At 55.2% G+C, this 23,943-nt stretch carries 24 protein-coding genes and 2 pseudogenes; 11 read left to right on the top strand and 15 right to left on the bottom strand.

Annotation, left to right across the window (positions count from 1 at the left end; translation table 11 throughout):
* The first annotated feature begins 5 nt into the window (after window positions 1-5).
* On the top strand, window positions 6-740 hold the full coding sequence (locus tag CLV44_RS10535; RefSeq protein ID WP_106592082.1) for an endonuclease: 735 nt from the start codon (window positions 6-8) through the stop codon (window positions 738-740).
* Window positions 741-749: 9 nt separating this feature from the next.
* Here the strand turns inward: CLV44_RS10535 and CLV44_RS10540 are convergent, their stop codons facing one another.
* The 6 genes from CLV44_RS10540 to purB form a co-directional block, all read right to left on the bottom strand.
* A complete protein-coding gene (locus tag CLV44_RS10540; protein ID WP_106592083.1) occupies window positions 750-992 on the bottom strand; it encodes a hypothetical protein in 243 nt (80 codons plus the stop codon).
* A gap of 164 nt (window positions 993-1,156) precedes the next feature.
* Complete coding sequence (locus CLV44_RS10545) at window positions 1,157-2,749, bottom strand: isocitrate lyase (RefSeq protein ID WP_106592084.1); 1,593 nt, start codon at window positions 2,747-2,749, stop codon at window positions 1,157-1,159.
* A gap of 511 nt (window positions 2,750-3,260) precedes the next feature.
* Window positions 3,261-4,412 (bottom strand): ribosomal protein uL16 3-hydroxylase, encoded by a 1,152-nt coding sequence (locus CLV44_RS10550; protein WP_106592085.1) that lies wholly within the window; start codon window positions 4,410-4,412, stop codon window positions 3,261-3,263.
* Window positions 4,412-5,179, bottom strand: a complete 768-nt coding sequence (locus tag CLV44_RS10555; protein ID WP_106592086.1) for an RNA methyltransferase — start codon at window positions 5,177-5,179, stop codon at window positions 4,412-4,414. Before CLV44_RS10555 ends, CLV44_RS10550 begins: the two co-directional genes overlap by 1 nt.
* A gap of 77 nt (window positions 5,180-5,256) precedes the next feature.
* Complete coding sequence (locus CLV44_RS10560; protein ID WP_106592087.1) at window positions 5,257-6,090, bottom strand: alpha/beta fold hydrolase; 834 nt, start codon at window positions 6,088-6,090, stop codon at window positions 5,257-5,259.
* Between the two features lie 61 nt (window positions 6,091-6,151).
* Window positions 6,152-7,516, bottom strand: a complete 1,365-nt coding sequence (gene purB / locus CLV44_RS10565; protein ID WP_106592088.1) for an adenylosuccinate lyase — start codon at window positions 7,514-7,516, stop codon at window positions 6,152-6,154.
* A gap of 265 nt (window positions 7,517-7,781) precedes the next feature.
* On the opposite strand from purB, the gene CLV44_RS10570 reads away from it, so the two are divergent.
* Together CLV44_RS10570 and CLV44_RS10575 are read left to right on the top strand one after the other, a co-directional pair.
* Window positions 7,782-9,131 (top strand): sulfite oxidase, encoded by a 1,350-nt coding sequence (locus CLV44_RS10570; protein WP_106592089.1) that lies wholly within the window; start codon window positions 7,782-7,784, stop codon window positions 9,129-9,131.
* 9 nt (window positions 9,132-9,140) lie between these two features.
* The gene (locus CLV44_RS10575) at window positions 9,141-9,521 is read left to right on the top strand and encodes a hypothetical protein (RefSeq protein ID WP_106592090.1); all 381 of its coding nucleotides are present in this window, start codon (window positions 9,141-9,143) and stop codon (window positions 9,519-9,521) included.
* A 26-nt stretch (window positions 9,522-9,547) separates the two neighbouring features.
* On the opposite strand, the gene CLV44_RS10580 is transcribed toward CLV44_RS10575, so the two are convergent.
* From CLV44_RS10580 to CLV44_RS10590, 3 genes are read right to left on the bottom strand one after another with little or no spacing between them, the layout of a single operon-like run.
* Window positions 9,548-10,222, bottom strand: a complete 675-nt coding sequence (locus CLV44_RS10580) for a lysogenization protein HflD (protein ID WP_106592091.1) — start codon at window positions 10,220-10,222, stop codon at window positions 9,548-9,550.
* Entirely contained in the window at window positions 10,222-11,355 is a 1,134-nt protein-coding gene (gene mnmA / locus CLV44_RS10585; protein ID WP_106592092.1) for a tRNA 2-thiouridine(34) synthase MnmA, read from the bottom strand. Before mnmA ends, CLV44_RS10580 begins: the two co-directional genes overlap by 1 nt.
* A gap of 2 nt (window positions 11,356-11,357) precedes the next feature.
* Entirely contained in the window at window positions 11,358-11,804 is a 447-nt protein-coding gene (locus CLV44_RS10590; protein WP_106592093.1) for an NUDIX hydrolase, read from the bottom strand.
* A gap of 89 nt (window positions 11,805-11,893) precedes the next feature.
* Here CLV44_RS10590 and moaE point away from each other — a divergent pair, with 89 nt between their 5' ends.
* Complete coding sequence (moaE, locus tag CLV44_RS10595) at window positions 11,894-12,358, top strand: molybdopterin synthase catalytic subunit MoaE (RefSeq protein WP_106592094.1); 465 nt, start codon at window positions 11,894-11,896, stop codon at window positions 12,356-12,358.
* On the opposite strand, the gene CLV44_RS10600 is transcribed toward moaE, so the two are convergent.
* Together CLV44_RS10600 and cspD are read right to left on the bottom strand one after the other, a co-directional pair.
* Complete coding sequence (locus tag CLV44_RS10600) at window positions 12,355-12,966, bottom strand: pseudouridine synthase (RefSeq protein WP_106592095.1); 612 nt, start codon at window positions 12,964-12,966, stop codon at window positions 12,355-12,357. The two genes, moaE and CLV44_RS10600, sit on opposite strands and share 4 nt — an antisense overlap.
* 10 nt (window positions 12,967-12,976) lie before the next feature.
* The gene (gene cspD, locus CLV44_RS10605; protein WP_106592096.1) at window positions 12,977-13,186 is read right to left on the bottom strand and encodes a cold shock domain-containing protein CspD; all 210 of its coding nucleotides are present in this window, start codon (window positions 13,184-13,186) and stop codon (window positions 12,977-12,979) included.
* 300 nt (window positions 13,187-13,486) lie between these two features.
* Between cspD and clpS the strand changes: the two genes are divergently transcribed.
* Together clpS and clpA are read left to right on the top strand one after the other, a co-directional pair.
* Window positions 13,487-13,816 (top strand): ATP-dependent Clp protease adapter ClpS, encoded by a 330-nt coding sequence (gene clpS / locus CLV44_RS10610; RefSeq protein ID WP_106592097.1) that lies wholly within the window; start codon window positions 13,487-13,489, stop codon window positions 13,814-13,816.
* A gap of 14 nt (window positions 13,817-13,830) precedes the next feature.
* A complete protein-coding gene (gene clpA / locus CLV44_RS10615; RefSeq protein WP_106592098.1) occupies window positions 13,831-16,089 on the top strand; it encodes an ATP-dependent Clp protease ATP-binding subunit ClpA in 2,259 nt (752 codons plus the stop codon).
* 37 nt (window positions 16,090-16,126) lie between these two features.
* On the opposite strand, the gene infA is transcribed toward clpA, so the two are convergent.
* The 4 genes from infA to trxB form a co-directional block, all read right to left on the bottom strand.
* A complete protein-coding gene (infA, locus tag CLV44_RS10620) occupies window positions 16,127-16,345 on the bottom strand; it encodes a translation initiation factor IF-1 (RefSeq protein WP_106592099.1) in 219 nt (72 codons plus the stop codon).
* Between the two features lie 89 nt (window positions 16,346-16,434).
* A complete protein-coding gene (locus tag CLV44_RS10625; RefSeq protein WP_106592100.1) occupies window positions 16,435-17,151 on the bottom strand; it encodes an arginyltransferase in 717 nt (238 codons plus the stop codon).
* Window positions 17,144-17,863 (bottom strand): leucyl/phenylalanyl-tRNA--protein transferase, encoded by a 720-nt coding sequence (gene aat, locus CLV44_RS10630; RefSeq protein WP_106592101.1) that lies wholly within the window; start codon window positions 17,861-17,863, stop codon window positions 17,144-17,146. Before aat ends, CLV44_RS10625 begins: the two co-directional genes overlap by 8 nt.
* Window positions 17,863-18,819 carry a thioredoxin-disulfide reductase gene (gene trxB / locus CLV44_RS10635; RefSeq protein WP_106592102.1) on the bottom strand — a complete coding sequence of 319 codons (957 nt, stop codon included), beginning with the start codon at window positions 18,817-18,819 and terminating at the stop codon, window positions 17,863-17,865. Before trxB ends, aat begins: the two co-directional genes overlap by 1 nt.
* 313 nt (window positions 18,820-19,132) lie before the next feature.
* On the opposite strand from trxB, the pseudogene CLV44_RS17720 reads away from it, so the two are divergent.
* From CLV44_RS17720 to crcB, 5 genes and pseudogenes are all read left to right on the top strand, one after another.
* Window positions 19,133-19,534: pseudogene (locus tag CLV44_RS17720) on the top strand (DNA translocase FtsK 4TM domain-containing protein); the annotation flags it as partial.
* Window positions 19,535-20,080: 546 nt separating this feature from the next.
* Window positions 20,081-21,571 (top strand): annotated as a pseudogene (locus tag CLV44_RS17725) (DNA translocase FtsK); the annotation flags it as partial.
* 4 nt (window positions 21,572-21,575) lie between these two features.
* Window positions 21,576-22,208 (top strand): outer membrane lipoprotein periplasmic chaperone LolA, encoded by a 633-nt coding sequence (gene lolA, locus CLV44_RS10645; RefSeq protein WP_106592104.1) that lies wholly within the window; start codon window positions 21,576-21,578, stop codon window positions 22,206-22,208.
* Window positions 22,208-23,560, top strand: a complete 1,353-nt coding sequence (locus tag CLV44_RS10650) for a replication-associated recombination protein A (protein ID WP_106592105.1) — start codon at window positions 22,208-22,210, stop codon at window positions 23,558-23,560. Before lolA ends, CLV44_RS10650 begins: the two co-directional genes overlap by 1 nt.
* Window positions 23,557-23,928, top strand: a complete 372-nt coding sequence (gene crcB, locus CLV44_RS10655) for a fluoride efflux transporter CrcB (RefSeq protein ID WP_106592106.1) — start codon at window positions 23,557-23,559, stop codon at window positions 23,926-23,928. Before CLV44_RS10650 ends, crcB begins: the two co-directional genes overlap by 4 nt.
* The last annotated feature ends 15 nt before the right edge of the window (window positions 23,929-23,943 follow it).

Genomic DNA, 23,943 nt, shown 5'->3' on the forward strand with positions numbered 1-23,943 from the left:
TCTCTATGCGCTTTATCTTTGGTTTACTCGCCGTTCTGTCGGCGAGCTCCGCAGTGGCGGAAACGCCCTCATCCTTTTACTCGGCAAAGAAAATTCTATCCCGTGAAGTGTATCTCGCTGATGATCGGGTTTCGTTTTACTGTGGGTGTCGGTTTGAAGAGCAGGCCATTCCGGATAAACCTGGACGTACTCGCTTGGCCCCTATCCCTGAAAGCTGTGGCGTGCAGCCGCGCAAGAATGCGAACCGTTCGGCGCGGATTGAATGGGAGCATGTAGTACCGGCCTGGGAGCTTGGTCATCAGCTGCAGTGTTGGCAGCAGGGTGGACGTAAGGGATGTCGCAAAGATCCCCAGTTCAAGCGTATGGAATCCGACATGTATAACCTGGTACCCGCTGTTGGCGAGCTGAATGGCGATCGCAGCAACTTTCGCTTTGGCATGATTGAGGGGGAGGCGCGCCGTTATGGCCGATGTGACTTTGAGGTGGATTTCAAGGCGCGAGTCGCTGAGCCCGAACCTTCTGTGCGAGGTGATATCGCACGCACCTACTTTTATATGGCTGACCGATACGGGATGAAACTCAGCCGCAAACAGCAGCAGTTATTTGAGGTGTGGGCGCGGCAGGATCCGGTAAGTGCGGATGAGCTGGCACGGGCTCGCCGTATCAGTGCGATCCAGGGTCATCAGAACCCCTTTATCGAGCCGGATGTTATGCAGGCTGCTGGGAGTTCTGCTCGCTAGTGGCTTCGTTCAGATACCAGTGAAGAATCCGCGCTCGGAGTTTTCCATTGCATGTGAGCTTTTACGGCCAATACCGACTTTTATAACGAGTTTGGGGGGCGTATCGGTGTTGGTGTTGGCGGTAATGTGGGTCACATTCTTAACCTGAAAGCGTTCGCCTGCGTGTTCAATATATTCCCCCTCCATGGGGCGCGTCAGCAGGTAAACCTCTTTGCGTGTGCCATCCTGGAAGGCGATGAGCGCTTTGATCATGGTGAATTCTTCCTTGAAATGTTGCTTGACGTGCTGATTTTATCTGGTTAATGGGCATTATACATAAAAAACCGCGCCATCTCGGGGAAGAATGGCGCGGCTCGTATGATCAGGTACAAAGTCCCTGATAGATGACCCACCCAAGGGGTGGGTCGATAACCAATTTAGAACTGGTTCATGGTGTTGTCTTTACCGGAAGCCTTCAGGGCAGCGTCGCCAGAGAAGTATTCTTTATGGTCGTCACCCATGTCGGAGCCAGCCATGTTCTGGTGCTTGACACATGCGATGCTCTGACGGATTTCCTTACGCTGTACGCCTTCAACGTAGCCCAGCATGCCTGCATCACCGAAGTACTCTTTGGCCAGGTTGTCAGTCGACAGGGCCGCAGTGTGGTAAGTCGGCAGGGTGATCAGGTGGTGGAAGATACCTGCTTCACGTGCTGCGTCAGCCTGGAAGGTGCGGATGCGCTCATCAGCATCTTTGGCCAGTTCAGTTTCGTCGTAGTCGACGCTCATCAGGTCAGCGCGGTCGTATGCAGATACGTCCTTGCCAGCTTCAGCCATGGCATCGAATACCTGCTGACGGAAGTTCAGCGTCCAGTTGAAGGACGGGCTGTTGTTGTAGACCAGCTTGGCATTCGGCACGGCTTCGCGGATGCGGTTAACCATGGCAGCGATCTGACCAACGTGCGGCTTCTCGGTTTCGATCCACAGCAGGTCGGCACCGTTCTGCAGGGAGGTGATGCAGTCCAGAACAACGCGATCTTCACCAGAGCCTTTCTTGAACTGGAACAGGCCAGATGCCAGGCGCTTCGGCTTCAGCAGCTTGCCGTTTGCCTTCACAACCACGTCACCGTTAGCGATGTCGTCGGCGCTTTCAACGTAGTCGCCATCCAGGAAGGCGTTGTACTGGTCGCCCAGGTCGCCCGGTTCGTTGGTTACAGCGATCTGCTTGGTCAGGCCGGCACCCAGAGAGTCAGTACGGGCAACGATGACACCGTCTTCAACACCCAGTTCCAGGAACGCGTAGCGAACGGCGCGGATTTTGGCCAGGAAGTCGGAGTGCGGAACGGTTACCTTGCCATCCTGGTGACCACACTGCTTCTCGTCAGATACCTGGTTTTCGATCTGGATCGCACAAGCACCGGCTTCGATCATTTTCTTGGCCAGCAGGTAAGTAGCTTCTTCGTTACCGAAACCGGCATCGATGTCAGCAATAATCGGCACAACATGAGTCTGGAAGTTGTCGATCTGACCCTGCAGCTCAGCTTCTTTCGCAGCATCTCCCGCTTCACGAGCAGTATCCAGCTGACGGAACAGGCCGCCCAGTTCACGTGCGTCGGCCTGACGCAAGAAGGTGTACAGCTCTTCAATCAGGGCCGGTACAGAGGTTTTCTCGTGCATGGACTGGTCAGGCAGCGGACCAAACTCGGAACGCAGAGCGGCAATCATCCAGCCAGACAGGTACAGGTAACGTTTTTTGGTGGTACCGAAGTGTTTCTTGATAGCGATCAGCTTCTGCTGACCGATGAAACCATGCCAGCAGCCCAGAGACTGGGTGTACTGGGCGCTGTCAGCGTCATACTCAGCCATATCCTGGCGCATGATCTGTGCGGTGTAACGCGCGATATCCAGACCGGTCTTGAAACGGTTCTGCAGACGCATGCGAGCGGCGTATTCAGGGTCGATACCCCAGGTTTCACCGTTGGTAGCACGCAGGCTGGAGAGTGCATCGATTTCAGTTTTGTAATCTGACATGGTCATTCCTTCACAGTGTTTGTGTTTAGGTAATGTCGGGGCTGGTGGCGTTAAGTCGCCAGCTCCTGATCTTGCGCCTAGTCCATTTAGGGGTGTACTCGGCGTTGTTGAGCAAATGATGGTCCTCCCTGAGCAGGGAGTCAAAGCGATTTTGTGCGGGGCAGCAAGCATGTAGTCAGACTACACTTGCATGTGTGACAAGACTGTAAAAACACTACAGGTGCTTTTGTGGCGGGTAATCGCTGAAAGCGAGTAACCACGCAGTTTTGAGGTGCTAAAACTTAAGGATTAGCCACTTTGGTATAAGAATGAAAAAGGCCTTTTTACACATCCTTTAGGTTATTAGAAGTATTATTTTAATACCTAAATGTTCTATAGTGAATTCACTACATGTATTCGAAAAATTCACTATTTCAAAGGGTTATGGCGTTTATCCCTACGACGAAAGTCGATTGAGTATTAAAAAAGCCACCCGTAAGAGGGTGGCTTGTTGTGTCGAAGGTCGTGCGGTTTACTGCATATCCAGATACAGGGCGCCTTGATTCAGCAGTGCCAGAATGAGCGTTACCGATTCGTCTTCAGCCGGTACGTTCAGTGCTGTTTTAGCGCATAGCTGACGTGCGAATTCGATTGCTGCAGGTGCGTAAAGATCGAAACTGCACCCATCGGCAAACAGGGTCAGTCTTTGGTCGCCATGAGTGTGAAAAGCGAAGCGTGAGCCTTCATTGGCGCACACTTGCGCATCCTGTTCGAGGGCCTCCTGCAACTCTTCATGACTGTAGGGTTCGTCATTGCCGGCAAGGTCGGGGTATTTGGGCTCGGTCATCGAGCGGCCGAACCAGTTCAGCAGTTGTTGGGGATCGTTCAGGTGCTGTTGCAGGATCTGCTGTACGCGTTCAATGGCACGGTTGTCGATTTCACCCGGATGGCTCGGCACGGTGAGGTCTGGATCTTCATAGCGCAGATCGCTGCTGAGGCCATCGCACAGGCTGCTGGTCAGGCCCTGCAGGATTTCACTGTGCGCGGGTGCGCGAAAACCGACTGACCAGGTCATGCAGCCATCACCTACGCCAATGCCGTTGTGGCCAACGCGGGGCGGAATGTACAACATGTCTCCGGGGTGCAGCTCAACGCTGTTTTCAGCCTGCCATTCGGGCAGGATCATAACCGGGGTGTTCTCGCGACGGGGCGAGTCTTCGCCATAAAGGCCGCCGAATTCCCAGCGGCGCACGCCTTCGGCCTGGAGCAGAAAGACATCATAATTGTCATAGTGTGGTCCGACACCGCCGCCATTGCTGGCGTAGCTGATCATCAGGTCATCACGACGCCACTGGGGAATAAAGTTGAACGCCTGCATCAGCGGCGCAACATCAGGTACCCAGTGGTCGACTGCTTGTACCAGTAGTGTCCATGGCTTCTGACCGAGGCTGGCGAAACGGGTCTCATCAAAGGGGCCGTGTTCCAGTGACCAGTCGCCGGTTGCGGGGTCTGCTTCGATCAGGCGGGATTCCACATCGTCTTCACATGCCAATCCGGCGAGTTCATCGGCGCTAATGCAGGGCTCGAAGTCGGGGAATGCGTTACGGATCAGCAGCGGTTTTTTCTGCCAGTAATCACGCAGAAACAATTCTGCACTCAGGTCGCCCCAATGTATTTCAGTCATCACGTTTTGTTCGCTCCGCCTTGTGGGCTTCGGTCGAGGGTGGGGTCATGCGCTTCACGTTCCAGGGCTTCTTCAACTGAGGTCAGAATGCCGCGTAACATGCCTAGTTCCGCTTTTTCCGGTCGGGTACGGTTAAAGTAGCGGCGCAGTTTATCCATTACGCGGCCTTCATGCTGGGGGATAATGAAGCCTGTGCGGTGCAGGGTCTTTTCCAGATGCTCGTGGAACAGTGTCATTTCATGTTGACGCGGATAGGGAGCAGGTTCGGGCAAGGCTTCTGTTTGCTTTGATGCGCGGCGCAGCTCATAGCAGACCAGCTGAATCGCCTGGGCAATGTTCAGTACCGGGTAGTCTTCGTTGGCATCAATGAACAGGTGGCGATGGCAGAGCATCATCTCTTCATTGGTCAGTCCCATGGTTTCGCGGCCGAACAGAATGGCAACCTGGCCGCTGCGTGCTTCATCGGTGATCATGCCGGCTGCCTGCTCTGCGTCCATCAATGGCTGGTCAAAGCTGCGCTGGCGTGCGCTGGTACCGATAACCAGCTGGCAGTCGGCAATGGCTTCCTCAACGGTACTGACAACTGTTGCCTGTTCGAGCAGGTCTTTGGCGCCAGCAGCGCGGGATTCGGCTTCCTCGTGTGGAAACTCGCGCGGGTCGACCAGACACAGCTGGTTCAGACCCATATTTTTCAGTGCCCGAGCAGCAGCGCCGATGTTGCCGGGGTGAAAGGTGTTGATCATGACAATGCGGATGTTATCGAGCATGGCAGCCTCGCAAATTGGAATGGCCGCATTATAGGGGTGTATGAGGTGCAGGAAAACGCTGGAGGACAAAAGGCAGGCTAAAGCGTGCGTATCCACTGACGCAGGTGATGTGCGAACTGCTCCTTGTGCCACAGGTGTGGCGAGTGGTCGGCCTGGGTGTAAATATGCAGTTCGGAGTGCGGCAGTTGGGCTTCAATCCATTCCGGCACGTCGCGACTGTAAAACTGACTGCTGTCACCGTAGATCAGCAGGGTGGGGCGATCAATGCGTGGGAGTAGGTCACGATAATCCTGTTGGCTCAGTGATGCCCAGCAACGGGTTAGAGCAGGACCGTTCAGGCTGCGCAGGTAGTCGCGCATCTGTTGAAAGCCACGGCTGTTCTGCGCGTAGTTCTCACGGCTGCGGGTATTGAAACCATTGGCGGCCAATTCCAGTACGCCTTCGGCAAAATCGTCTTCTAGCCGTTGGATGAATGCTTCATTCCGTTTATGGTCGAAGTCACCGTAAATACCCAGTGGCCAATCGGTGTCGGTTACCAGTTTTGGGGACTGATCAACAATACAGAGACCGGCGATGCGGCCCAGACCATAATTGCGGATGTACTCCCAGCTGATCAAGGCCCCCATTGAGTGTCCAACGAGGACGGCATTATGGATATCGTGATGCGCCAGTAATTGTTCAAGGTCGTCAGCCAGCTGGCTGATCTGCATGGATTCCAGAACAGGAGGTGTGTGCAGGCCGTGGCCACGGGCATCCCAGCAGAAACAGTGATGACGATCACTGAGTTCATTGGCGAATGGCAGCCATTCACGGGCACCGGAGGTCCAGCCGTGGAGAAAAATGATCGCCTGGCCGCGACCGAGGCTGACATAACGGATCGGGTGTTGATCGGTGCTGAGCAGGGTTTCCATACGCGTGACTCCAGCAGGTTGAGATGTAAAAACGGGGCCCTCAGGCCCCGTCGTGTGAGCTTTAGATACGCTTGGCCTGGTCGGCTGCATTACCGATATACAGCGACGGTGTCAGCACCTTGAGTTCGGCTTTGGCATTCTCAGGCATGTCCAGAGTATCGATGAAATCCTGAATGGTAGCCTGATTCATGGTCTTGCCACGGGTCAGGTCTTTCAGTTTTTCATATGGCTTTTCGATACCGTAGCGACGCATCACGGTCTGGATCGGCTCGGCCAGTACTTCCCAGGCGTTATCCAGATCTTCCGCCAGACGCGCTGCGTTGATCTCCAGCTTGCTGATGCCCTTGAGGCTCGCCTGATAGGCGATCAGGCTGTGGCCAAAACCAACACCTAGATTGCGCAGAACAGTAGAGTCGGTCAGGTCACGCTGCCAGCGTGAGATCGGCAGTTTGGTCGCCAGATGCTGCATGATGGCGTTGGCGATACCCAAGTTGCCTTCGGAGTTCTCGAAGTCGATCGGGTTAACCTTGTGCGGCATGGTGGAGGATCCCACTTCACCGGCGACTGTCTTCTGCTTGAAGAAGCCCAGTGAGATGTAACCCCAGATATCGCGGTCAAAGTCGATCAGAATGGTGTTGAAGCGGCACACGGCGTCAAACAGTTCGGCGATGTAGTCGTGCGGCTCGATCTGAGTGGTGTACGGGTTCCAGCTAAGGCCCAGGCTTTCAACGAAAGACTTGGCGTTGGCTTCCCAGTCGATATCGGCATAGGCAGACAGGTGAGCGTTGTAGTTGCCTACCGCGCCATTGATCTTGCCCAACAGTTCAACCTGATCGATCTGCTTCAGCTGACGCTGCAGGCGGTAGGCGACGTTGGCCATTTCCTTGCCCATGGTGCTTGGGGAAGCGGTCTGGCCATGGGTGCGGCACAGCATCGGCTGGTCGGCGTGTTCACGACCCAGTTCGGCGATGGCATCGCTGACCTGCTGCATCTGTGCGCGTACCACTTCAAGGCCGTGACGCAGCATCAATGCGTGGGACAGGTTGTTGATGTCTTCGGAGGTACAGGCAAAGTGAACGAATTCGTTGACCGCCATCAGCTCGGCGTTGTCAGCGATCTGCTCCTTGATGAAGTACTCAACCGCTTTCACGTCGTGGTTGGTAGTACGCTCGATCTCTTTGATGCGCTCGGCGTGCTCAACACTGAAGGTATCAACCAGTCCATCCAGCAGGGCATTGGCTTCTGCGCTCAGGGCCGGGACTTCCAGGATCTGCGGGTGGGCAGCCAGCTGCTGCAACCAGCGGATTTCGACCTGTACGCGGAAACGGATCAGTCCGAATTCGCTGAATACGGCACGCAGGTCAGCGGTTTTGCTGCCATAGCGTCCATCAACCGGGGATACGGCGGTAAGGGCAGAAAGCTCCATGTTACACAGTCTCACTTTTAGCTTGTGTCATTAAAGGGGCGATTATACGGAAAATGGCCGCGACTGGGTATGCCGTTACGCTGGTTCCACTGTTGGGTGCATGATCCGGGTGTGAAAAAACCTGCTACGCTCAGGTATAAGAGACTGCCCAGACCGATGTCTTTGTGTTGGTCGGCACGGTGATATCAATAACAACAGCCTGACAGACTGACCCTCTCGACACGGGTCGAGACTCTGCAGCCGCCGGGCCTTAGGAGTGTCCGCCATGAGCAAGAAAATACCCGACCCTACGGGAAAGAATGCCAATATCCGTGGTATCCACGAGCTTTATGATGAAGATCCAACTCAGGCTGATCGGCAGCTGTGGGATCGTGAAGTAGAGCCGACGTCGCGTCGTGGTTTTCTCAAACGATCCAGTCTGCTGGCGATGGCCTCGGCTCTGGGGGCAAGCGCCATCCCGTTTGGTGACAACATGCCGGGAGGGCTTATTCCTGCGGCCCTGGCTAATACCACCGAGCCCTTTGCGCTTGCGGGCAAGGACGGGTTGACGGTGCTGAATGACCGTCCGATCAATGCTGAAACGCCGGCCCACCTGCTGGATGATGCGGTGACGCCGGGCAGTCGGATGTTTGTACGCAATAATGGCTTGCCTCCGGAAATGGCATCGATCGATCCGGCCACCTGGACGCTGGAAATTGCGGGCGAATCCTGTGAAAACCCGATGAGTTTTACCCTTGCAGAACTGAAACAGAAATTTGAGCATCATACCTACCAGTTGCAGGTTGAGTGTGGCGGTAATGGCCGTTCCGAGTTTGTACCGTCAGCCAGTGGCAACCAATGGACGTTGGGCGCGGTTGCGTGTCCCCGTTTTACCGGGGTGCGCCTGCGCGATGTGCTTGAAGCCTGTGGCGTCAAATCTGATGCGGTTTACATAGGCTACTATGGTGCCGATCAGCATCTGAGCCGTGATCCGTCCAAGGAAGCCATTTCTCGTGGCGTACCGATCGCCAAGGCGATGGAGGATGAGTCGCTGATTGCCTGGGCAATGAATGATGAAGATATGCCACTACTCAATGGCCATCCGCTGCGTTTGGTATGCGGGGGCTGGCCTGGCTCGGTATCCGGCAAGTGGTTGAAGAAAATTGTTATACGCAACAAGGTGCATGATGGCGCAAAGATGTCGCCACCATCTTATGCCGTGCCCAAATATCCTGTAGCTCCAGGTACCGAGGTACCTAAATCAGATATGGTGATTATTGGCTCCATGCCGGTGAAATCACTCGTTACTGCTCCCGTATCCGGGGTGACTCATGCGGCAGGGCAGGTGCTTGAAGTGCGTGGCCATGCATGGGCTGGAGATTTGTCTGTTGCAGAAGTGTATGTTTCGATCGATTTCGGTGCGAGCTGGCAGAAAGCAGCGTTACAAGCCCCTGCCAATCGCTTGGCCTGGCAGCACTGGTCCATCGGTGTTGAGTTCCCCGAGAAGGGCTATTACGAGGTATGGGCGCGAGCCGTGGACAGCGAGGGCCGTTCACAACCGATGGTGGTGCCGGGCTGGAACCCGCGCGGTTATCTGAATAATGCCTGCCACCGCATCGCGGTTCAGGTGGCATGAGGAGGTATCATGAAAACATTACCTCTGGCGGCTTTGGTGCTGGCTCTGCTGATGCCTCTGCTGATGCCTCTGCCGGCGATAGCGGCGGAAAAAGATCCTGACACGGGGCTGATTCTGGCAGACGGTTGGGAAGTGGTGCGTAGCAATTGCACGGCGTGCCATTCTGCAGGACTGGTGACGCAGAATAGCGGCTCGCGTAATTATTGGCTCGGTTTGATCCGTTGGATGCAGGCAACCCAGAATCTGTGGCAGTTTGATGCAGCTACAGAAAAGACAATTCTGGATTACCTGTCGACGCATTATGGCGTCAAGGAAGGAGCACGACGGCAGCCATTGCCCCGAGAACTTATGCCGGTCAATCCCTACAAGATGGATGTCGATCGTTCTTGATGCTGGCTTTGGGGCTGCCCGAGTGGTCAGCCCCGCATGATGCGATGCAGTGAAGGCTTGAGACGCGAGCGGAAGAACAGCATGTGCCAGCGTTTGCCACCGACCTGGCGCCACAGCAAGGTGGCACGAATGCCCGCCAGTAGCAGTGCGCGGATACGAGCTGCATTTTCGGTGTTCTGCAGGTGGCGCGGGTCCCCGCCAATTTGGATACGGAAACTGAATTGGCTGATTGTTTCCTGGTAGAGGTTATCCAGTGCTGCAACAACGTTCGTGTGGGTATAGGCGACAGGGGCGAGTGGCGCGTTAGAATTTTCATCGTGTTCGCTGAAATAGTGCGCCTTGCGGGCAATCGCATCAATGCCCGCGCCGACTTTGGCCATGACGTCAGGATTTTTGTTCAGCTGGCGCTCAAGCATGATCATGCCAAGTACGTACTGCACAATCTGCTTGTTTCTGGCGTCCTCTTTTTTCTCGACCATGTCCTGCAGGTGGCGTAGTCCCAGGCTCAGGCCATAGGGAATATCCTTAACACCGCCATACACATCTTCGGTTATCTTCGGATTGGTCGCGAACAGGCTGGCTATGCAGGTTTCGTAATTGTTCTGTGGCACCATGCCGCGCTGAGCGATCTGGTCAACAAGGCTGGCAGCCTGAAACATGCCAGCCAGTGCAATGGTCTGTTCATCGTGTTGGCGTGACATCAGGATTCCTTGGCTGAGCCGGCAATTGAGGGGCGTGAAGTGAACTCGATAACACCTCCGCCAAGGCAAAGGTCATCCAGATACAGTACAACTGACTGGCCGGGCGTCACCGCACGTTGAGGCTCGTCAAATACAACCCGGTAGCCGCCTTCGGGTGCCGCTTCGACGGTGCAGGGCTGATCGGCCTGGCGGTAGCGGACCTTGGCTTTGCAGTGTAGCGGCAGCTGGGGAGCTTTACCGCTGATCCAGAAAATATCACCGGCATGAAGCCAGTCAGAGTAGAGCAGAGGGTGTTTGCCCTGAACGGCGATCAGCACGTTGCGGTCCAGATCTTTGGCGGCCGCGAACCATGGCTCTTCCGGATAGTTTTTGAGGCCGCCGATTTTGAGCCCCTGGCGCTGGCCAATGGTGTAGTACATCAGGCCTTGATGATCGCCGATTACATCACCATCAGGCGTCTCGATCTTGCCGGGCTGGGCGGGTAAATACTGCTTCAGGAAGTCACTGAAGCGGCGCTCGCCGATAAAACAGATGCCGGTGCTGTCTTTTTTGTCATGGGTGACCAGTCCGTGCTCCTCGGCCAGGCGACGTACCTCGGGCTTTTCCAGCTCGCCGACAGGGAACAGAGTTTGCTGCAGTTCGCCAGTGCCAACCTGATGCAGGAAATAGCTTTGGTCCTTGTTCGGGTCCAGCCCTTTCAACAGCACCGCGTGGCCATCGCGCTCGCCACGACGGACGTAATGACCGGTAGCAATCATGTCGGCACCGAGTACCTGAGCGTATTCAAGAAACGCCTTGAACTTGATTTCTCGGTTGCACAGGATATCGGGGTTGGGCGTGCGGCCGGCCTTGTACTCTTCAAGGAAGTGCTCGAACACATTATCCCAGTACTCGGCAGCGAAGTTGGCACTGTGCAGGTGAATGCCCAGTTTGTCGCAGACTGCCTGTGCGTCCGCCATGTCATCCTTGGCCGTGCAGTACTCGGTGCCGTCATCCTCGTCCCAGTTCTTCATGAACAGGCCTTCGACCTGATAACCCTGTTGTAGCAACAGCAGGGCGGATACGGAAGAGTCCACGCCGCCGGACATGCCGACGATGACTTTGGTCTGGGCGTTGGGTTTGGGTGCTGTCATGTTCAAGCGGTTTCCTGAATAAAGTCCAGCGGGTAGCGTGTCCCGCTCAAATAGTCATCAATACAACGGCTGACCAGTTCGCTGCGTAGCTCCGGCTGTCGTGCAGCAATCTCGTCCCGTGTCAGCCAGAGAGGGCCGATAATGCCTTCGTCCAATACTGCGTCGGGAACGGATGCCAGTGCGCGTGCGATGAAGCAAAAGCGGTGGTATGTCACGCCATTGGCGGGGGCTGTGTATGTATACAAACCCAATAGTGCTTCGGGCTCTACCAGCCAACCGGTTTCTTCCAGCGTTTCACGTTTGGCGGCGTCAATGAAGCTCTCGCCCTGTTCCAGGTGCCCTGCCGGCTGATTGATAACGTGGCGACCACTGGAAATCTCTTCCACCAGCAGGAAACGGCCATCCTGTTCCACGATGCATGCGACCGTCGCATGGGGTGTCCAGCGCATTACAACTCCATCATACTCTGCTTTACTTTGGGTCAATGATAACAGTTTGATTCAGTCGTTGTCTGTCTGTAAGCGGAGGAGAAAATGTGATGGTGCATGATGTGGTCAAGGTGCATGAGGAAGACTTCGACCCCGGTCAGCTGCATGCCTGGTTGAAAGCAGGGGAGGGGGATGCCGGAGCAATCATCACGTTTACCGGTATTGTGCGTGATCTGGTGAGCGGCAATCTCGAGGGGCTCTATCTGGAACACTATCCTGGCATGACCGAGCAGGCGCTGGCGGCCATTGTGGTACAGGCGCGCAGGCGCTGGTCGTTAGGACGTGTTGTCGTCTGTCATCGGGTAGGATGGCTGCAACCCAATGACAATATCGTATTTGTGGGTGTTTCCAGTGCGCACCGGGCAGAAGGGTTTGAAGCGGCCATGTTTCTAATGGATTACCTCAAGCGTGATGCACCCTTCTGGAAGAAAGAGCGTACGGCTGACGGTGAACAGTGGGTGAAGCAAAAATGTACGGATCTTGCGGCGGCGCGACGCTGGTCCGAGAGTGGCTAGCGGCGCGGTCGGCGAGTGGGTGTTTGGCGTTTGTTGCGCGGTATGGTGGTGCGGGGGGCGGGAAGATTGATATGCTCTTCACGCCATTTACCCGGTGCCAGCGTATCCAGTGACCAGGGACCAATTGCCCAGCGAATCAAGCGCAATGTCGGGAAGCCAACTTCGGCGGTCATGCGCCTGACCTGACGGTTACGGCCTTCAGTGATGGTTAACTTCAACCAGCTGGTGGGTTGTTCTTTGCGGTAGCGCACCGGAGGTGTGCGTGACCATAGCCAGTCGGGTTCAGGTACGCGTTCTGCCTGTGCGGGTCGAGTCGCGCCGTCATTGAGTGTGACCCCGTTGCGCAAACGCGCCAACGCTTCATCCGTGATAGAACCGTCGACTTGGGCAAAGTAGGTTTTTGCCATTTTGAAGGCCGGGTTGGCCAGCTGGTGCTGCAAGCGGCCGTCATCCGTTAGAATCAGCAGACCCTCGGAGTCATAATCCAGCCGACCGGCGGCGTAGACTCCGGGAGCCTTGATGAACTCGGCAAGTGTCGAGCGATCCTCATGATCAGTAAATTGGGTCAATACCCGGAACGGCTTGTTGAGTAAAAGGATCTTCGACATCTGGCGCGTTTTAGCACTCCGCCGGTTGAATGTTGATTGCGTGCAAGCCTTTTGGGCCTTGCTGAATTTCAAATTTAACGGCCTGACCGGCTTTCAGGCTCTTGTATCCGTCCATGGTAATCGCTGAGAAGTGGGCAAACAGCTCATCTTCATGCGCTTCCGAGAGGATAAAACCATAGCCTTTGGCGTTGTTGAACCACTTTACTGTCCCTACCTGCATCACTACATTCTCCTGTGACATTCGGGGCATTGCCCTTGAGGTCATTATCCGGTCGCCCGTGGCGGCGCGGAGTTCCTTATTGCTTCGGTTTGCTTCAGGGACAGCAGGCAGGGCGGCAGGCCAAGTCGGCGATGAACGGCGTAGACTTATGGGCAGGCTGCCTTTAACCTCTCCTTGTATAGAGGCCGAGTATAGCATCTGCTGTCTGTGACACTAGAGAGAGTAGGGCTTTTCCGGTGGGATATTAGACTAATATCGAAGGTAGAGATGTTGTTACAACAGGTGCAAGAGATCCGGTTAATGAGTAATGACCATAATGCCGATGATGATCATCATGATAGCGGCCTGGTAACGGCCGAGGCCAAACCGAAGCTGAAACGTCCGCCCATGTATCGTGTGGTGCTGATGAATGATGATTATACGCCGATGGATTTCGTCATTGAGGTGTTGATGATTTTTTTCGGAATGGACCAGGAAAAAGCGACACAGGTGATGTTGGCAGTCCATACTCAAGGTAAGGGCGTATGTGGTGTATATACTCGAGACGTTGCCGAAACCAAGGCTGCGCAGGTGAATCAATATGCCAGAGAGAACAAGCACCCATTGCTGTGTGAAGTGGAAACGGTCTGACGGAGGCGAATGCCATGCTGAATCGAGAGCTTGAAGATACCTTGAGCGTTGCATTCCGGTCTGCCCGGGATAAGCGACATGAATTCATGACGGTCGAGCACCTGCTGTTGGCATTGCTCGACAACCGTCAGGCGGCGGAGGTGTTGAGTGCCTGCGGTGCGGATCTGGATCGCCTGCGTCAGCAGTTGACGCTGTTTATCGACGAAACCACTCCATTGCTGCCTGAAAATATTCCAAACATGGAAACCCAGCCGACGTTGGGTTTTCAGCGCGTGTTGCAGCGTGCGGTCTTCCATGTGCAATCCTCGGGCAAGACGGAAGTTAACGGCGCCAATGTGCTGGTGGCGATCTTCAGTGAGCAGGAAAGTCACTCGGTTTTCGTTCTGCAGCAGCAAAATGTTGAGCGAGTCGATGTGGTGAATTTCATTTCCCACGGTATTTCGCGGGTTAATGAAAACGAAGCTGATGATCACGAAGCCGGTGTTGAGGGCGAGGAAAGTACCGACAAGAGCAAAAGCGCCTTGGCTCAGTATGCAGTCAACCTGAACCAGCAGGCTGCATTGGGGCGGATCGATCCGCTGGTGGGGCGTGACTCGGAAGTGGAGCGGGTAGTGCAGATTCTGTCCCGTCGCCGCAAGAATAACCCGCTGTTGGTGGGCGAGGCCGGTGTCGGTAAAACGGCGATCGCCGAAGGCCTGGCCAAACTGATCATCGAAAGTAAGGTGCCAGACATCATCGCCGATAGTGTGGTTTACGCGCTGGACCTGGGAGCATTGCTGGCGGGTACCAAATACCGCGGTGATTTCGAGAAGAGGTTGAAGGCGCTGCTCAACGAGATCAAGGAGCAGCCTCGCTCCATCCTGTTTATCGATGAAATTCATACCATCATCGGCGCAGGTGCAGCGTCGGGCGGCTCCATGGATGCCTCCAACCTGCTCAAGCCATTGCTGAGTTCTGGCGAGATTCGCTGTATCGGTTCCACAACTTTTCAGGAATTTCGTGGCATCTTTGAGAAAGACCGTGCACTCGCTCGTCGTTTTCAGAAGATTGATGTGCTTGAGCCCAATGTTGAGGATACCTACCGCATTCTGCGTGGGCTCAAGTCGCGGTTTGAAGAGCATCATGATATCGAATATACGGATGCGGCCCTGCGTGCCGCAGCCGAGCTTGCCGATCGTTACATCAATGACAAGCACATGCCGGACAAGGCAATTGATGTAATTGACGAGGCGGGTGCCTATCAGCGCCTGATGACGCCAGAGAATCGCAAGCGTGTAATCGATGTGATTGAGGTGGAAACCGTGGTGGCGAAAATTGCCCGCATTCCGCCGAAGAGTGTCTCTTCGTCCGACAAGGATCAGCTGCGCAAGCTGGAATCCAATCTGAAAATGGTGGTGTTGGGGCAGGATACAGCGATCGACTCGCTGGCTTCTGCTATCAAACTGTCACGCGCGGGCCTGAAGGAGCCTAATAAGCCCGTAGGCAGCTTTTTGTTCACTGGTCCTACCGGTGTGGGTAAAACCGAAGTCACCCAGCAGCTGGCGCGTATCATGGGTATTGAGCTGGTGCGGTTTGATATGTCCGAGTACATGGAACGGCATACCGTATCACGGTTGATCGGTGCGCCTCCTGGATATGTTGGCTTTGATCAGGGCGGTCTGTTGACCGAGGCGGTCACCAAGTCGCCGCATTGCGTCTTACTGCTGGATGAGATCGAAAAAGCGCATCCTGAAGTGTTTAATCTGCTGTTGCAGGTGATGGATAACGGCACGCTGACGGACAATAACGGGCGCAAGGCGGACTTCCGCAATGTAATCCTGGTCATGACTACCAACGCAGGGGCTGAAGCCCTGAGCCGTCCTTCTATCGGCTTTACTTCCCAGGATCACAGCACGGATGCCATGGAGGCCTTGAAAAAGCTGTTTACGCCGGAGTTCCGTAACCGTCTGGATGCCGTAATTCAGTTCAAGGCGCTGACGCTGGAAATCGTTAAGGGTGTCGTCGATAAATTCCTGACCGAACTTCAGGCTCAGCTGGATGAGAAGCGGGTAGTGCTGAATGTCGATGATGAAGCGCGTTTGTGGCTGGCTGAGCATGGCTATGACGAGAAGATGGGCGCACGTCCAATGCAACGTCTTATCCAGGAAAAGCTGAAGAAACCGTTGGCCGAAATGATTCTGTTCGGTGAGTTGGCAGAATCAGGTGGTGAAGTGGATATCAGTGTTGGAGCAGATGGGGAGATTTGTGTAGAGGTAGCAGCAGTGGCAGCCTGAAGGCTGCCATCCACCGCACGCAACCGCGCCTGGAGTATTAGCGGGCGCGGTAGACGATGCGACCCTTGCTCAGGTCGTAGGGGGTCAATTCAACCTTGACCTTGTCGCCAGTCAGGATGCGGATGTAGTTCTTACGCATCTTGCCGGAAATATGAGCTGTAACAACATGACCGTTTTCAAGTTCAACACGGAACATGGTGTTCGGAAGGGTATCGACAACAGTCCCTTCCATTTCAAATGAATCTTCTTTAGCCATTCATTACCTACCTTTTAGGCTGTATTGCCTGTTTGCAAAGCGCAATATTCTGCCTGAAGTTGCGCGGGAATTCAAAATCTATCCTTGGATTATGCCAAAGGCACAAATTGCCACTCTCCGTTGTGCAGCATTTCCAAGGGGCGATAAGCGGTTTTATAGCGCATTTTACGGCATTCTTTCACCCAATATCCCAAATAAAGATAGGGCAGGCCTGCGCGTTGTGCCTGGCGAATTTGCCAGAGTATTGCATATACCCCAAGACTGCGTTTATCTGCCTCTGGGCTATAAAACGTATATAAAGCCGACAGTCCCTGGTCCAGACGGTCAGATACGGCAACAGCCAGCAATTCGCCATCAGCTGTGCGAAACTCGCTGAAGTAACTGTCGACACCGCCTTCAACCAGGAAGTTGATAAACTGCTCCTGGCTTGGGGGATGCATATCGCCATCGGCATGGCGCTGGCATATATAGCGCTCATAAAGCGCATAATATTCATCGCTCATGACACAGGGGAGTGATGTGACAATCAAATCAGCGTTGCGTTTTTCGATGCGTTGCTGTGTTTTCGACGGCTGAAACTGGTCGACCGGGATGCGTACCGAAATACAGGCCTGACAGGCCTCGCAATGGGGCCTGTAGACATGGCTGCCGCTGCGGCGGAAGCCCAGATCGGACAGTTGGCTGTAGATGCTACGATCCATAACCGCGCGAGGGTCAACAAAGAGGGTTCGTGCCTGTTTCCCAGGCAGGTAGCTGCAATCATGTTCTGGCGTGGCATAGAATTTCAGCGTGCGCAGATTACTCATGTCGCTCCCTCAGAATGTCATCACGGCCGATCGAGAACTCCCATGCGTGAGTAAGTGTTTGGTCACGCAAGTGATGCAGCTCTGTCTTGAACAATGAACGCGGTATTTCGGTCGCGCCCAAGCTGGCCAGGTGATCATTATAAACTTGGCAGTCAATCAGTCCGTAACCCCAGGCTTGCAGTTGTGTCGTCAGCCAGGCGAAAGCAATTTTTGAACAGTCGCGTTGTGTTGAAAACATCGACTCACCAAAAAAGACCCGTCCTATACTCAACCCGTATAGACCGCCAACCAGCTGTTGGTCAATCCAGACTTCGACCGAGTGGGCGATGCCGTGTTGGTGCAGGTTAAAATAAGCTTTGAATATGTCGTCGCTGATCCAGGTGCCATCCTGTTTGCGCCGGGGAGCTGCACAAGCGGCTACGACGCGATCAAAAGCTTGATCGAACGTGACGGTATAGTCCTGTTTGCGCAGGCGCTTACGCATGCTGCGTGACAGGTATAGTTCATCCGGGAAAATGACACAGCGCGGATCAGGGCTCCACCACAGAATCGGCTCGCCGGGGTTATACCAGGGGAATATGCCGCTGCGGTATGCGTTGAGTAGCCGCGCCTTGCTCAAGTCCCCTCCCGCTGCGAGCAGGCCGTCCGGTTCGACCAGTGCCTGCTCAAGCGGGGGGAAATCAAGGCTGTCATCAGCCAGCCAGGGAATCATCAGCTGTCGAGGTCATCCAGGTATTTTTCAGCGTCCAGTGCGGCCATGCAGCCAAAACCGGCCGATGTAATTGCCTGGCGGTAATTGTGATCGCAGACATCACCGGCGGCAAACACGCCCTCGATGCTGGTCTGGGTGGCGTTGCCGTCCAGTCCGGAACGGATTTTCAGATAGCCGTCTTCCATGTCCAGCTGACCGGTAAACAGGTCGGTGTTGGGTTTATGGCCGATCGCCACGAACACGCCCTGCAGTTCCAGTTCCTGAGTGCTGTCGTCAAGAGTGCTGCGTGCGCGCAAGCCGGTTACACCGGAATTGTCGCCCAACACTTCATCCAGCTGGTGATTCCACAGGATGTTGATGTTGCCGTTCGCTGCACGCTCCATGATCTTGTCCTGGAGGATTTTTTCCGAACGCAGGCTGTCCCGACGGTGAATCAAGGTGACTTCAGCCGCGATGTTGGACAGGTACAGCGCCTCTTCAACGGCCGTGTTGCCACCACCGATAACAGCGACTTTCTGGCCACGGTAGAAGAAACCATCACAGGTTGCGCAGGCGCTGACGCCTTTGCCCATGAACGCTTCTTCAGATTCCAGTCCCAGGTACTGAGCTGACGCGCCGGTTGCAATGATCAGTGCGTCACAGGTGTACTCACCCATATCGCCCTTCAGACGGAAAGGACGGTTCTGCAGGTCGGTTTCGTTGATGTGATCGAAAATTACCTGGGTGTTGAAACGCTCGGCGTGGGCTTGCATGCGCTGCATCAGTTCCGGACCCTGGACGCCGTCTACATCACCGGGCCAGTTGTCGACATCGGTAGTGGTGGTCAGCTGGCCACCAGCCTGCATGCCGGTGATGATGATCGGGTTGAGGTTGGCACGTGCAGCGTATACGGCGGCAGTGTAACCGGCAGGACCGGATCCCAGAATAATCAGGCGATGATGCTGTACTTCGCTCATGAGTGTTCAGTTTCCACATTAAGATGATCGTAAGCTGGTTCAAGTATAATGAACCGTCGGCAAATTGGTGCTGACTCTAAACCCGAAGCGACGGATTGTCTATTATCACCCCGGTGAGCAGTCAATATTCGGCGTCTTGATGCGGATTATGGTATTTTTGCCGAAGCCTGATGATCAGTAGAGTGTAAGGATAACCGGATTGAGTGATAAGCAACCCCAAAGCCCACCCCCACTGGCGGAACAGTTACTCAGTATAGCCCGAGAAAGTGGCCTGATTTTGTTGATCGGTGCCAACCTGTTTCTGTTGTTGGCATTGATTGGCTATGACCCGAGAGATCCCGGCTGGTCCCATCTCGGTTACCAGCCCCGCGTGGAAAATTTTACCGGTGCCGCAGGCGCTTGGCTGGCCGACGGTGTCATTGCCTCGATTGGTATTGGCGCCTATCTTTTGCCTGTGCTGCTGTTAATGCCTGCCTGGCGTTTTCTGAGACGCCCCAAACACGGCTTGCTCGATAGTCTTCCATTTCTGATGTTGCGTACCACCGGTGCATTCGTGTTTCTGCTGAGTCTGTGCGCATTGGCATCAATTCACCTGTCCAATGAGGGTCTGCATTATCCGTTTACGGTCGGCGGGTTGCTGGGTGAGGCGCTGTCGGATTGGAGTGTCAGTTGGTTCAGTGTTACCGGCAGTTCGGTTCTTTTATGGACATCGCTATTGCTCGGGTTGACGCTGTTTATTGAAATTTCATGGCGCGATGCACTGGAGCGTTTGGGCGGCAGCTTGTTGGCACTGGTTGAACAGGTGCGTGAGCGTTTGTCATCAGGTGTATTTTCGCGGACCGAAGTGGAAACCGAACCTCGCTGGCAGGATGAAGCGGAAACGTTGGTCGAACATAAAAGCCGCCCGGCAAGCCAGCTAAAGCAAGCTGATACCCCGTCCGCTGTCACTCCTGCATCACCGGCGCCGACAAAAACGACGCGGGTAGAGCCATCGCTGGAAGCCCTGCAGCCGCGAGTAGCGCCTGCAGCAGTATCAGCCAAGCCTGCTGCGCCAGCAAAGGCTCCCCGTAATGCTGAGCAAGCAGTAGCCAAGCCTGAAGTGGCGACATCGCCATCGGTAGCATCGTCCACTGCGCCAGTGGTGGCCGAAGAGGTTCTGGCCAAGAAGAACCTTAAAATCGTGCCGTTGTCCGAGACACATCAGCCGTTGGCTGAAGAGAGCGAGCCGGCACCGACACAGAAGCGCAAGGAGCTTCCGCGCTTGCCGTCACTGGATCTGCTGGACCCCCCTGCGGAACAGCATCAGGACGGTTACAGCGAAGATGATCTGGAACAGATGTCCCGCCTGCTGGAAACCAAGCTTAAAGACTTTGGTGTCGTTGCTGAGGTAGTTGAGGTTAATCCTGGACCGGTTATTACCCGGTTTGAACTTCAGCCTGCGCCGGGCGTTAAAGCCAGCAAGATCTCTAATCTATCGCGTGACTTGGCGCGTTCCATGGCGGTGTCCAGTGTGCGTGTGGTTGAGGTTATTCCGGGCAAGTCCGTTGTGGGTGTTGAAATCCCCAATGAAGTACGCCAAACCGTACAGCTGAGTGAAGTGCTGAATGCCAAGCCGTATTTGGAAGCGTCTTCACGCCTGACGCTGGCATTGGGTAATGATATTGCCGGTAACCCGGTTGTCGCCAACCTGGCAAAAATGCCCCACTTGCTGGTGGCGGGTACAACCGGCTCCGGCAAGTCCGTTGGCGTCAATGCCATGCTGCTGAGCCTTCTGCTCAAGGCCACTCCGGAAGAGGTGCGTTTGATTCTGGTCGACCCCAAAATGCTGGAACTGTCGATCTATGAAGGTGTTCCGCATCTGCTGACGCCGGTCATCACTGACATGAAGGAAGCGGCGGGTGGATTGCGCTGGTGCGTGGCGGAGATGGAACGGCGCTATAAGTTGATGGCGAAAATGGGCGTGCGTAACCTGGCGGGATTCAATGACAAGGTACTTAGTGCCCAAGAAGCCGGACAACCCCTCACTGATCCGCTGTGGAATCCGCAAAGCTATGGCTTGCCGGATGATGAGCCTGCACCGGCGCTGGAGACATTACCGTATATCGTTGTAGTGATCGATGAATTTGCCGACATGATGATGATGGTCGGCAAGAAGGTCGAAGAGCTGATTGCCCGTATCGCGCAGAAGGCCCGTGCCGCCGGTATACACTTGATTCTGGCGACGCAGCGCCCCTCTGTGGACGTTATTACCGGTTTGATCAAGGCCAATATTCCGACTCGTATCGCATTCCAGGTATCGTCCAAGATTGACTCACGTACCATTCTTGATCAGGGCGGTGCTGAAAGTCTTCTGGGCTACGGGGATATGCTCTACGTACCCGCAGGAACCAGTATCCCTAACCGTGTACATGGCGCGTTTGTCAGCGATGACGAAGTCCACCGAGTGGTTGAGCAGTGGAAGCTGCTGGGTACGCCGAACTATATCGACGTCAATCTGTCGGATGGGGGTGGGGAATCGGGTGCTGGTGGCGGCAATCTGTTCGATGACGAGCAGGACCCGCTGTACGATGAAGCGGTGGCCTTTGTGACCGATTCGCGCAAGGCATCCATCTCCAGCGTTCAGCGCAGGCTCAAGATCGGCTATAACCGCGCCGCTCGCATGATTGAATCCATGGAGGCCGCCGGTGTTGTGTCAGAAGCCGGCAGCAATGGCCAGCGTGAAGTGCTGGCACCACCACCACCGAGGGACTAGAACAATGTTGAAGCGTTTTCTGGCAGCGGCCTTATTCGTACTGTCTGCAGGTGCTGTGCAGGCTGATGCGGTGGATGACTTGAGTCGTCTGCTGTCGGGGCATGAATCAGCCAAGGCAAGTTTCACCCAATTTGCCCTTAATGGCGATGGTGCGCGGGCTGAGGACTCCAGTGGCTACTTCATGGTGGCCCGCCCGAACCAGTTCCGTTGGATCACCGAAGCACCCTTCGTGCAGGAGATCGTCAGTGATGGCGATTACATCTGGATCCACGACCCCGACCTGGAGCAGGTCACCCGAAAAGCGGCGAATGGGCAGAGCAACAGTGCTCCCGCAATGATCCTCAATGGGCAGATTGAAGCGTTGAGTAAACGTTTTACCATTGAGCGCATCGACTCTAATGACAGCGGTACGTCGCTGTATGAGCTGCGGCCAATTGACAGTGAAAACAGCACCTTTACACGCATCCGGCTGTTGTTTGAGCAGCAGCAGATCAGTGAGCTGTCGATGGAAGACAGTCTGGGGCAGCGCAGTATGCTGGTATTGCATGACCTTGAGTACGACCCGCAACTGGCGGACGACGTGTTTACCTTCGAGCCGCCAGCCGGTGCCGATGTGATTCTGGACCCGGGTCAGTAATGCAGGATCTGTTTGCCGAGCAGGTGCAGGGGTATCAGCCACTGGCTGCCCGGATGCGGCCTCGTACACTGCAGGGATACATTGGTCAGAGCCACCTGCTTGCGCCCGGTAAGCCCCTGCGTCAGGCGCTGGAGCAGGGTGCAATCCACTCCATGATTCTGTGGGGGCCTCCGGGGGTGGGCAAGACCACGCTGGCGCAGCTGGTTGCGCATCAGGTGGATGCCCACTTCATGACCGTTTCGGCCGTGCTGGCCGGGGTTAAAGAGATCCGCCAGGCCGTTGATGAGGCACGACAGGTAAAAGCCCAGAGCGGGCGCAAGGCAATTCTGTTTGTTGACGAGGTTCACCGGTTCAACAAGTCCCAGCAGGATGCTTTTCTGCCGTATGTCGAAGACGGCACGGTAATTTTCATCGGGGCGACTACCGAGAATCCTTCTTTCGAGCTGAACAACGCACTGCTGTCGCGTGCACGGGTCTACCTGCTGCGTTCTCTGAGCCAGCCTGAATTGCTGCAGGTCATTGATCAGGCATTGAACGATTCTGAGCAGGGGTTGGGTAGTCTGCAGCTGCAACTGGAGCCTGAGATGCGCGAGCAGCTGGTGTTGGCTGCCGATGGTGACGCTCGCACCGCACTCAACTTGCTTGAAATTGCTGCTGACTTGGCACAGCCACGAACTGACGGCGGCCATGAGGTCACAGTCGATGCGCTGACCGAAGTCCTGCAAGCCGGAGGGCGTCGGTTCGATAAGGGCGGTGATCATTTTTACGATATGTTATCGGCGTTTCACAAGTCGGTACGCGGCTCATCACCCGACGGTGCCCTGTATTGGTACTGCCGGATGCTGGATGGCGGGGCTGATCCGCTGACGATCGCGCGTCGACTGGTGGCCATTGCCTCCGAGGACATCGGTAATGCCGACCCGCGCGCGATGCAGGTGGTTTTATCGGCGTGGGATGCATTTGAACGTGTAGGACCGGCTGAAGGCGAGCGGGCGATTGCGCAGGCCGCGATTTACTGTGCCAGCGCCCCCAAAAGCAATGCGGTATACCGGGCCTTCAAGCAATGTCAGGCTGATGTTCGTCAAGAGGGTTCGCTCCCGGTACCAGAGCATCTGCGCAATGCGCCAACCAGTCTGATGAAGGATCTGGGGTATGGTGCCGAATACCGGTATGCGCATGACGAGCCTGATGCGTATGCGGCGGGTGAAAATTATCTGCCCGAAGCGATTGCGGATCGCAGCTGGTATGCACCTGAGCCACGGGGTTTGGAAATAAAGATTCGGGAAAAGCTGCAGCGCTTGCGGCAGCAGGATGCGCAGAGCCCGAAGCAGCGATATGGGAAACGGCGATGATGCACATGCTGGCCGTGGCGCTCGGCGGAGCCTTGGGAGCCATGGGGCGTTACTGGGTGAGCGGCTTGCTCAATAATGCTGAACACCGGTTGCCTTTCGGTACACTAAGCGTAAATGTGGCAGGATCTTTCTTGATGGGCGTCTGTTTTGTCTTGATTCTGGAACGGGCAAAATTGTCGCCGGAATTGAGGCCACTGTTGATGGTGGGCTTTCTCGGAGCCTTTACTACCTTTTCCACCTTTTCGCTGGAAACCGTGGCTATGATCGGTGAGGGGCATGTCATGTCGGCGCTGATTTATATATTATTGAGTGTTTCATTGTGCATTGCGGCACTAGGTGCCGGATTGTGGTTGACCCGTTTGTTCTGACAACAAGGTAAGTTT

The sequence above is a fragment of the Marinobacterium halophilum genome (genome assembly GCF_003014615.1).
GTDB classification, from domain to species: domain Bacteria; phylum Pseudomonadota; class Gammaproteobacteria; order Pseudomonadales; family Balneatricaceae; genus Marinobacterium; species Marinobacterium halophilum.

What these genes read in the sequence shown, in the direction of transcription:
- CLV44_RS10535 (WP_106592082.1), top strand. Translation starts at nt 6, where the DNA reads ATGCGCTTTATCTTTGGTTTACTCGCCGTTCTGTCGGCGAGCTCCGCA.
- CLV44_RS10540 (WP_106592083.1), bottom strand. Translation starts at nt 992, where the DNA reads ATGATCAAAGCGCTCATCGCCTTCCAGGATGGCACACGCAAAGAGGTT.
- CLV44_RS10545 (WP_106592084.1), bottom strand. Translation starts at nt 2,749, where the DNA reads ATGTCAGATTACAAAACTGAAATCGATGCACTCTCCAGCCTGCGTGCT.
- CLV44_RS10550 (WP_106592085.1), bottom strand. Translation starts at nt 4,412, where the DNA reads ATGACTGAAATACATTGGGGCGACCTGAGTGCAGAATTGTTTCTGCGT.
- CLV44_RS10555 (WP_106592086.1), bottom strand. Translation starts at nt 5,179, where the DNA reads ATGCTCGATAACATCCGCATTGTCATGATCAACACCTTTCACCCCGGC.
- CLV44_RS10560 (WP_106592087.1), bottom strand. Translation starts at nt 6,090, where the DNA reads ATGGAAACCCTGCTCAGCACCGATCAACACCCGATCCGTTATGTCAGC.
- purB (WP_106592088.1), bottom strand. Translation starts at nt 7,516, where the DNA reads ATGGAGCTTTCTGCCCTTACCGCCGTATCCCCGGTTGATGGACGCTAT.
- CLV44_RS10570 (WP_106592089.1), top strand. Translation starts at nt 7,782, where the DNA reads ATGAGCAAGAAAATACCCGACCCTACGGGAAAGAATGCCAATATCCGT.
- CLV44_RS10575 (WP_106592090.1), top strand. Translation starts at nt 9,141, where the DNA reads ATGAAAACATTACCTCTGGCGGCTTTGGTGCTGGCTCTGCTGATGCCT.
- CLV44_RS10580 (WP_106592091.1), bottom strand. Translation starts at nt 10,222, where the DNA reads ATGTCACGCCAACACGATGAACAGACCATTGCACTGGCTGGCATGTTT.
- mnmA (WP_106592092.1), bottom strand. Translation starts at nt 11,355, where the DNA reads ATGACAGCACCCAAACCCAACGCCCAGACCAAAGTCATCGTCGGCATG.
- CLV44_RS10590 (WP_106592093.1), bottom strand. Translation starts at nt 11,804, where the DNA reads ATGCGCTGGACACCCCATGCGACGGTCGCATGCATCGTGGAACAGGAT.
- moaE (WP_106592094.1), top strand. Translation starts at nt 11,894, where the DNA reads ATGGTGCATGATGTGGTCAAGGTGCATGAGGAAGACTTCGACCCCGGT.
- CLV44_RS10600 (WP_106592095.1), bottom strand. Translation starts at nt 12,966, where the DNA reads ATGTCGAAGATCCTTTTACTCAACAAGCCGTTCCGGGTATTGACCCAA.
- cspD (WP_106592096.1), bottom strand. Translation starts at nt 13,186, where the DNA reads ATGCAGGTAGGGACAGTAAAGTGGTTCAACAACGCCAAAGGCTATGGT.
- clpS (WP_106592097.1), top strand. Translation starts at nt 13,487, where the DNA reads ATGAGTAATGACCATAATGCCGATGATGATCATCATGATAGCGGCCTG.
- clpA (WP_106592098.1), top strand. Translation starts at nt 13,831, where the DNA reads ATGCTGAATCGAGAGCTTGAAGATACCTTGAGCGTTGCATTCCGGTCT.
- infA (WP_106592099.1), bottom strand. Translation starts at nt 16,345, where the DNA reads ATGGCTAAAGAAGATTCATTTGAAATGGAAGGGACTGTTGTCGATACC.
- CLV44_RS10625 (WP_106592100.1), bottom strand. Translation starts at nt 17,151, where the DNA reads ATGAGTAATCTGCGCACGCTGAAATTCTATGCCACGCCAGAACATGAT.
- aat (WP_106592101.1), bottom strand. Translation starts at nt 17,863, where the DNA reads ATGATTCCCTGGCTGGCTGATGACAGCCTTGATTTCCCCCCGCTTGAG.
- trxB (WP_106592102.1), bottom strand. Translation starts at nt 18,819, where the DNA reads ATGAGCGAAGTACAGCATCATCGCCTGATTATTCTGGGATCCGGTCCT.
- lolA (WP_106592104.1), top strand. Translation starts at nt 21,576, where the DNA reads ATGTTGAAGCGTTTTCTGGCAGCGGCCTTATTCGTACTGTCTGCAGGT.
- CLV44_RS10650 (WP_106592105.1), top strand. Translation starts at nt 22,208, where the DNA reads ATGCAGGATCTGTTTGCCGAGCAGGTGCAGGGGTATCAGCCACTGGCT.
- crcB (WP_106592106.1), top strand. Translation starts at nt 23,557, where the DNA reads ATGATGCACATGCTGGCCGTGGCGCTCGGCGGAGCCTTGGGAGCCATG.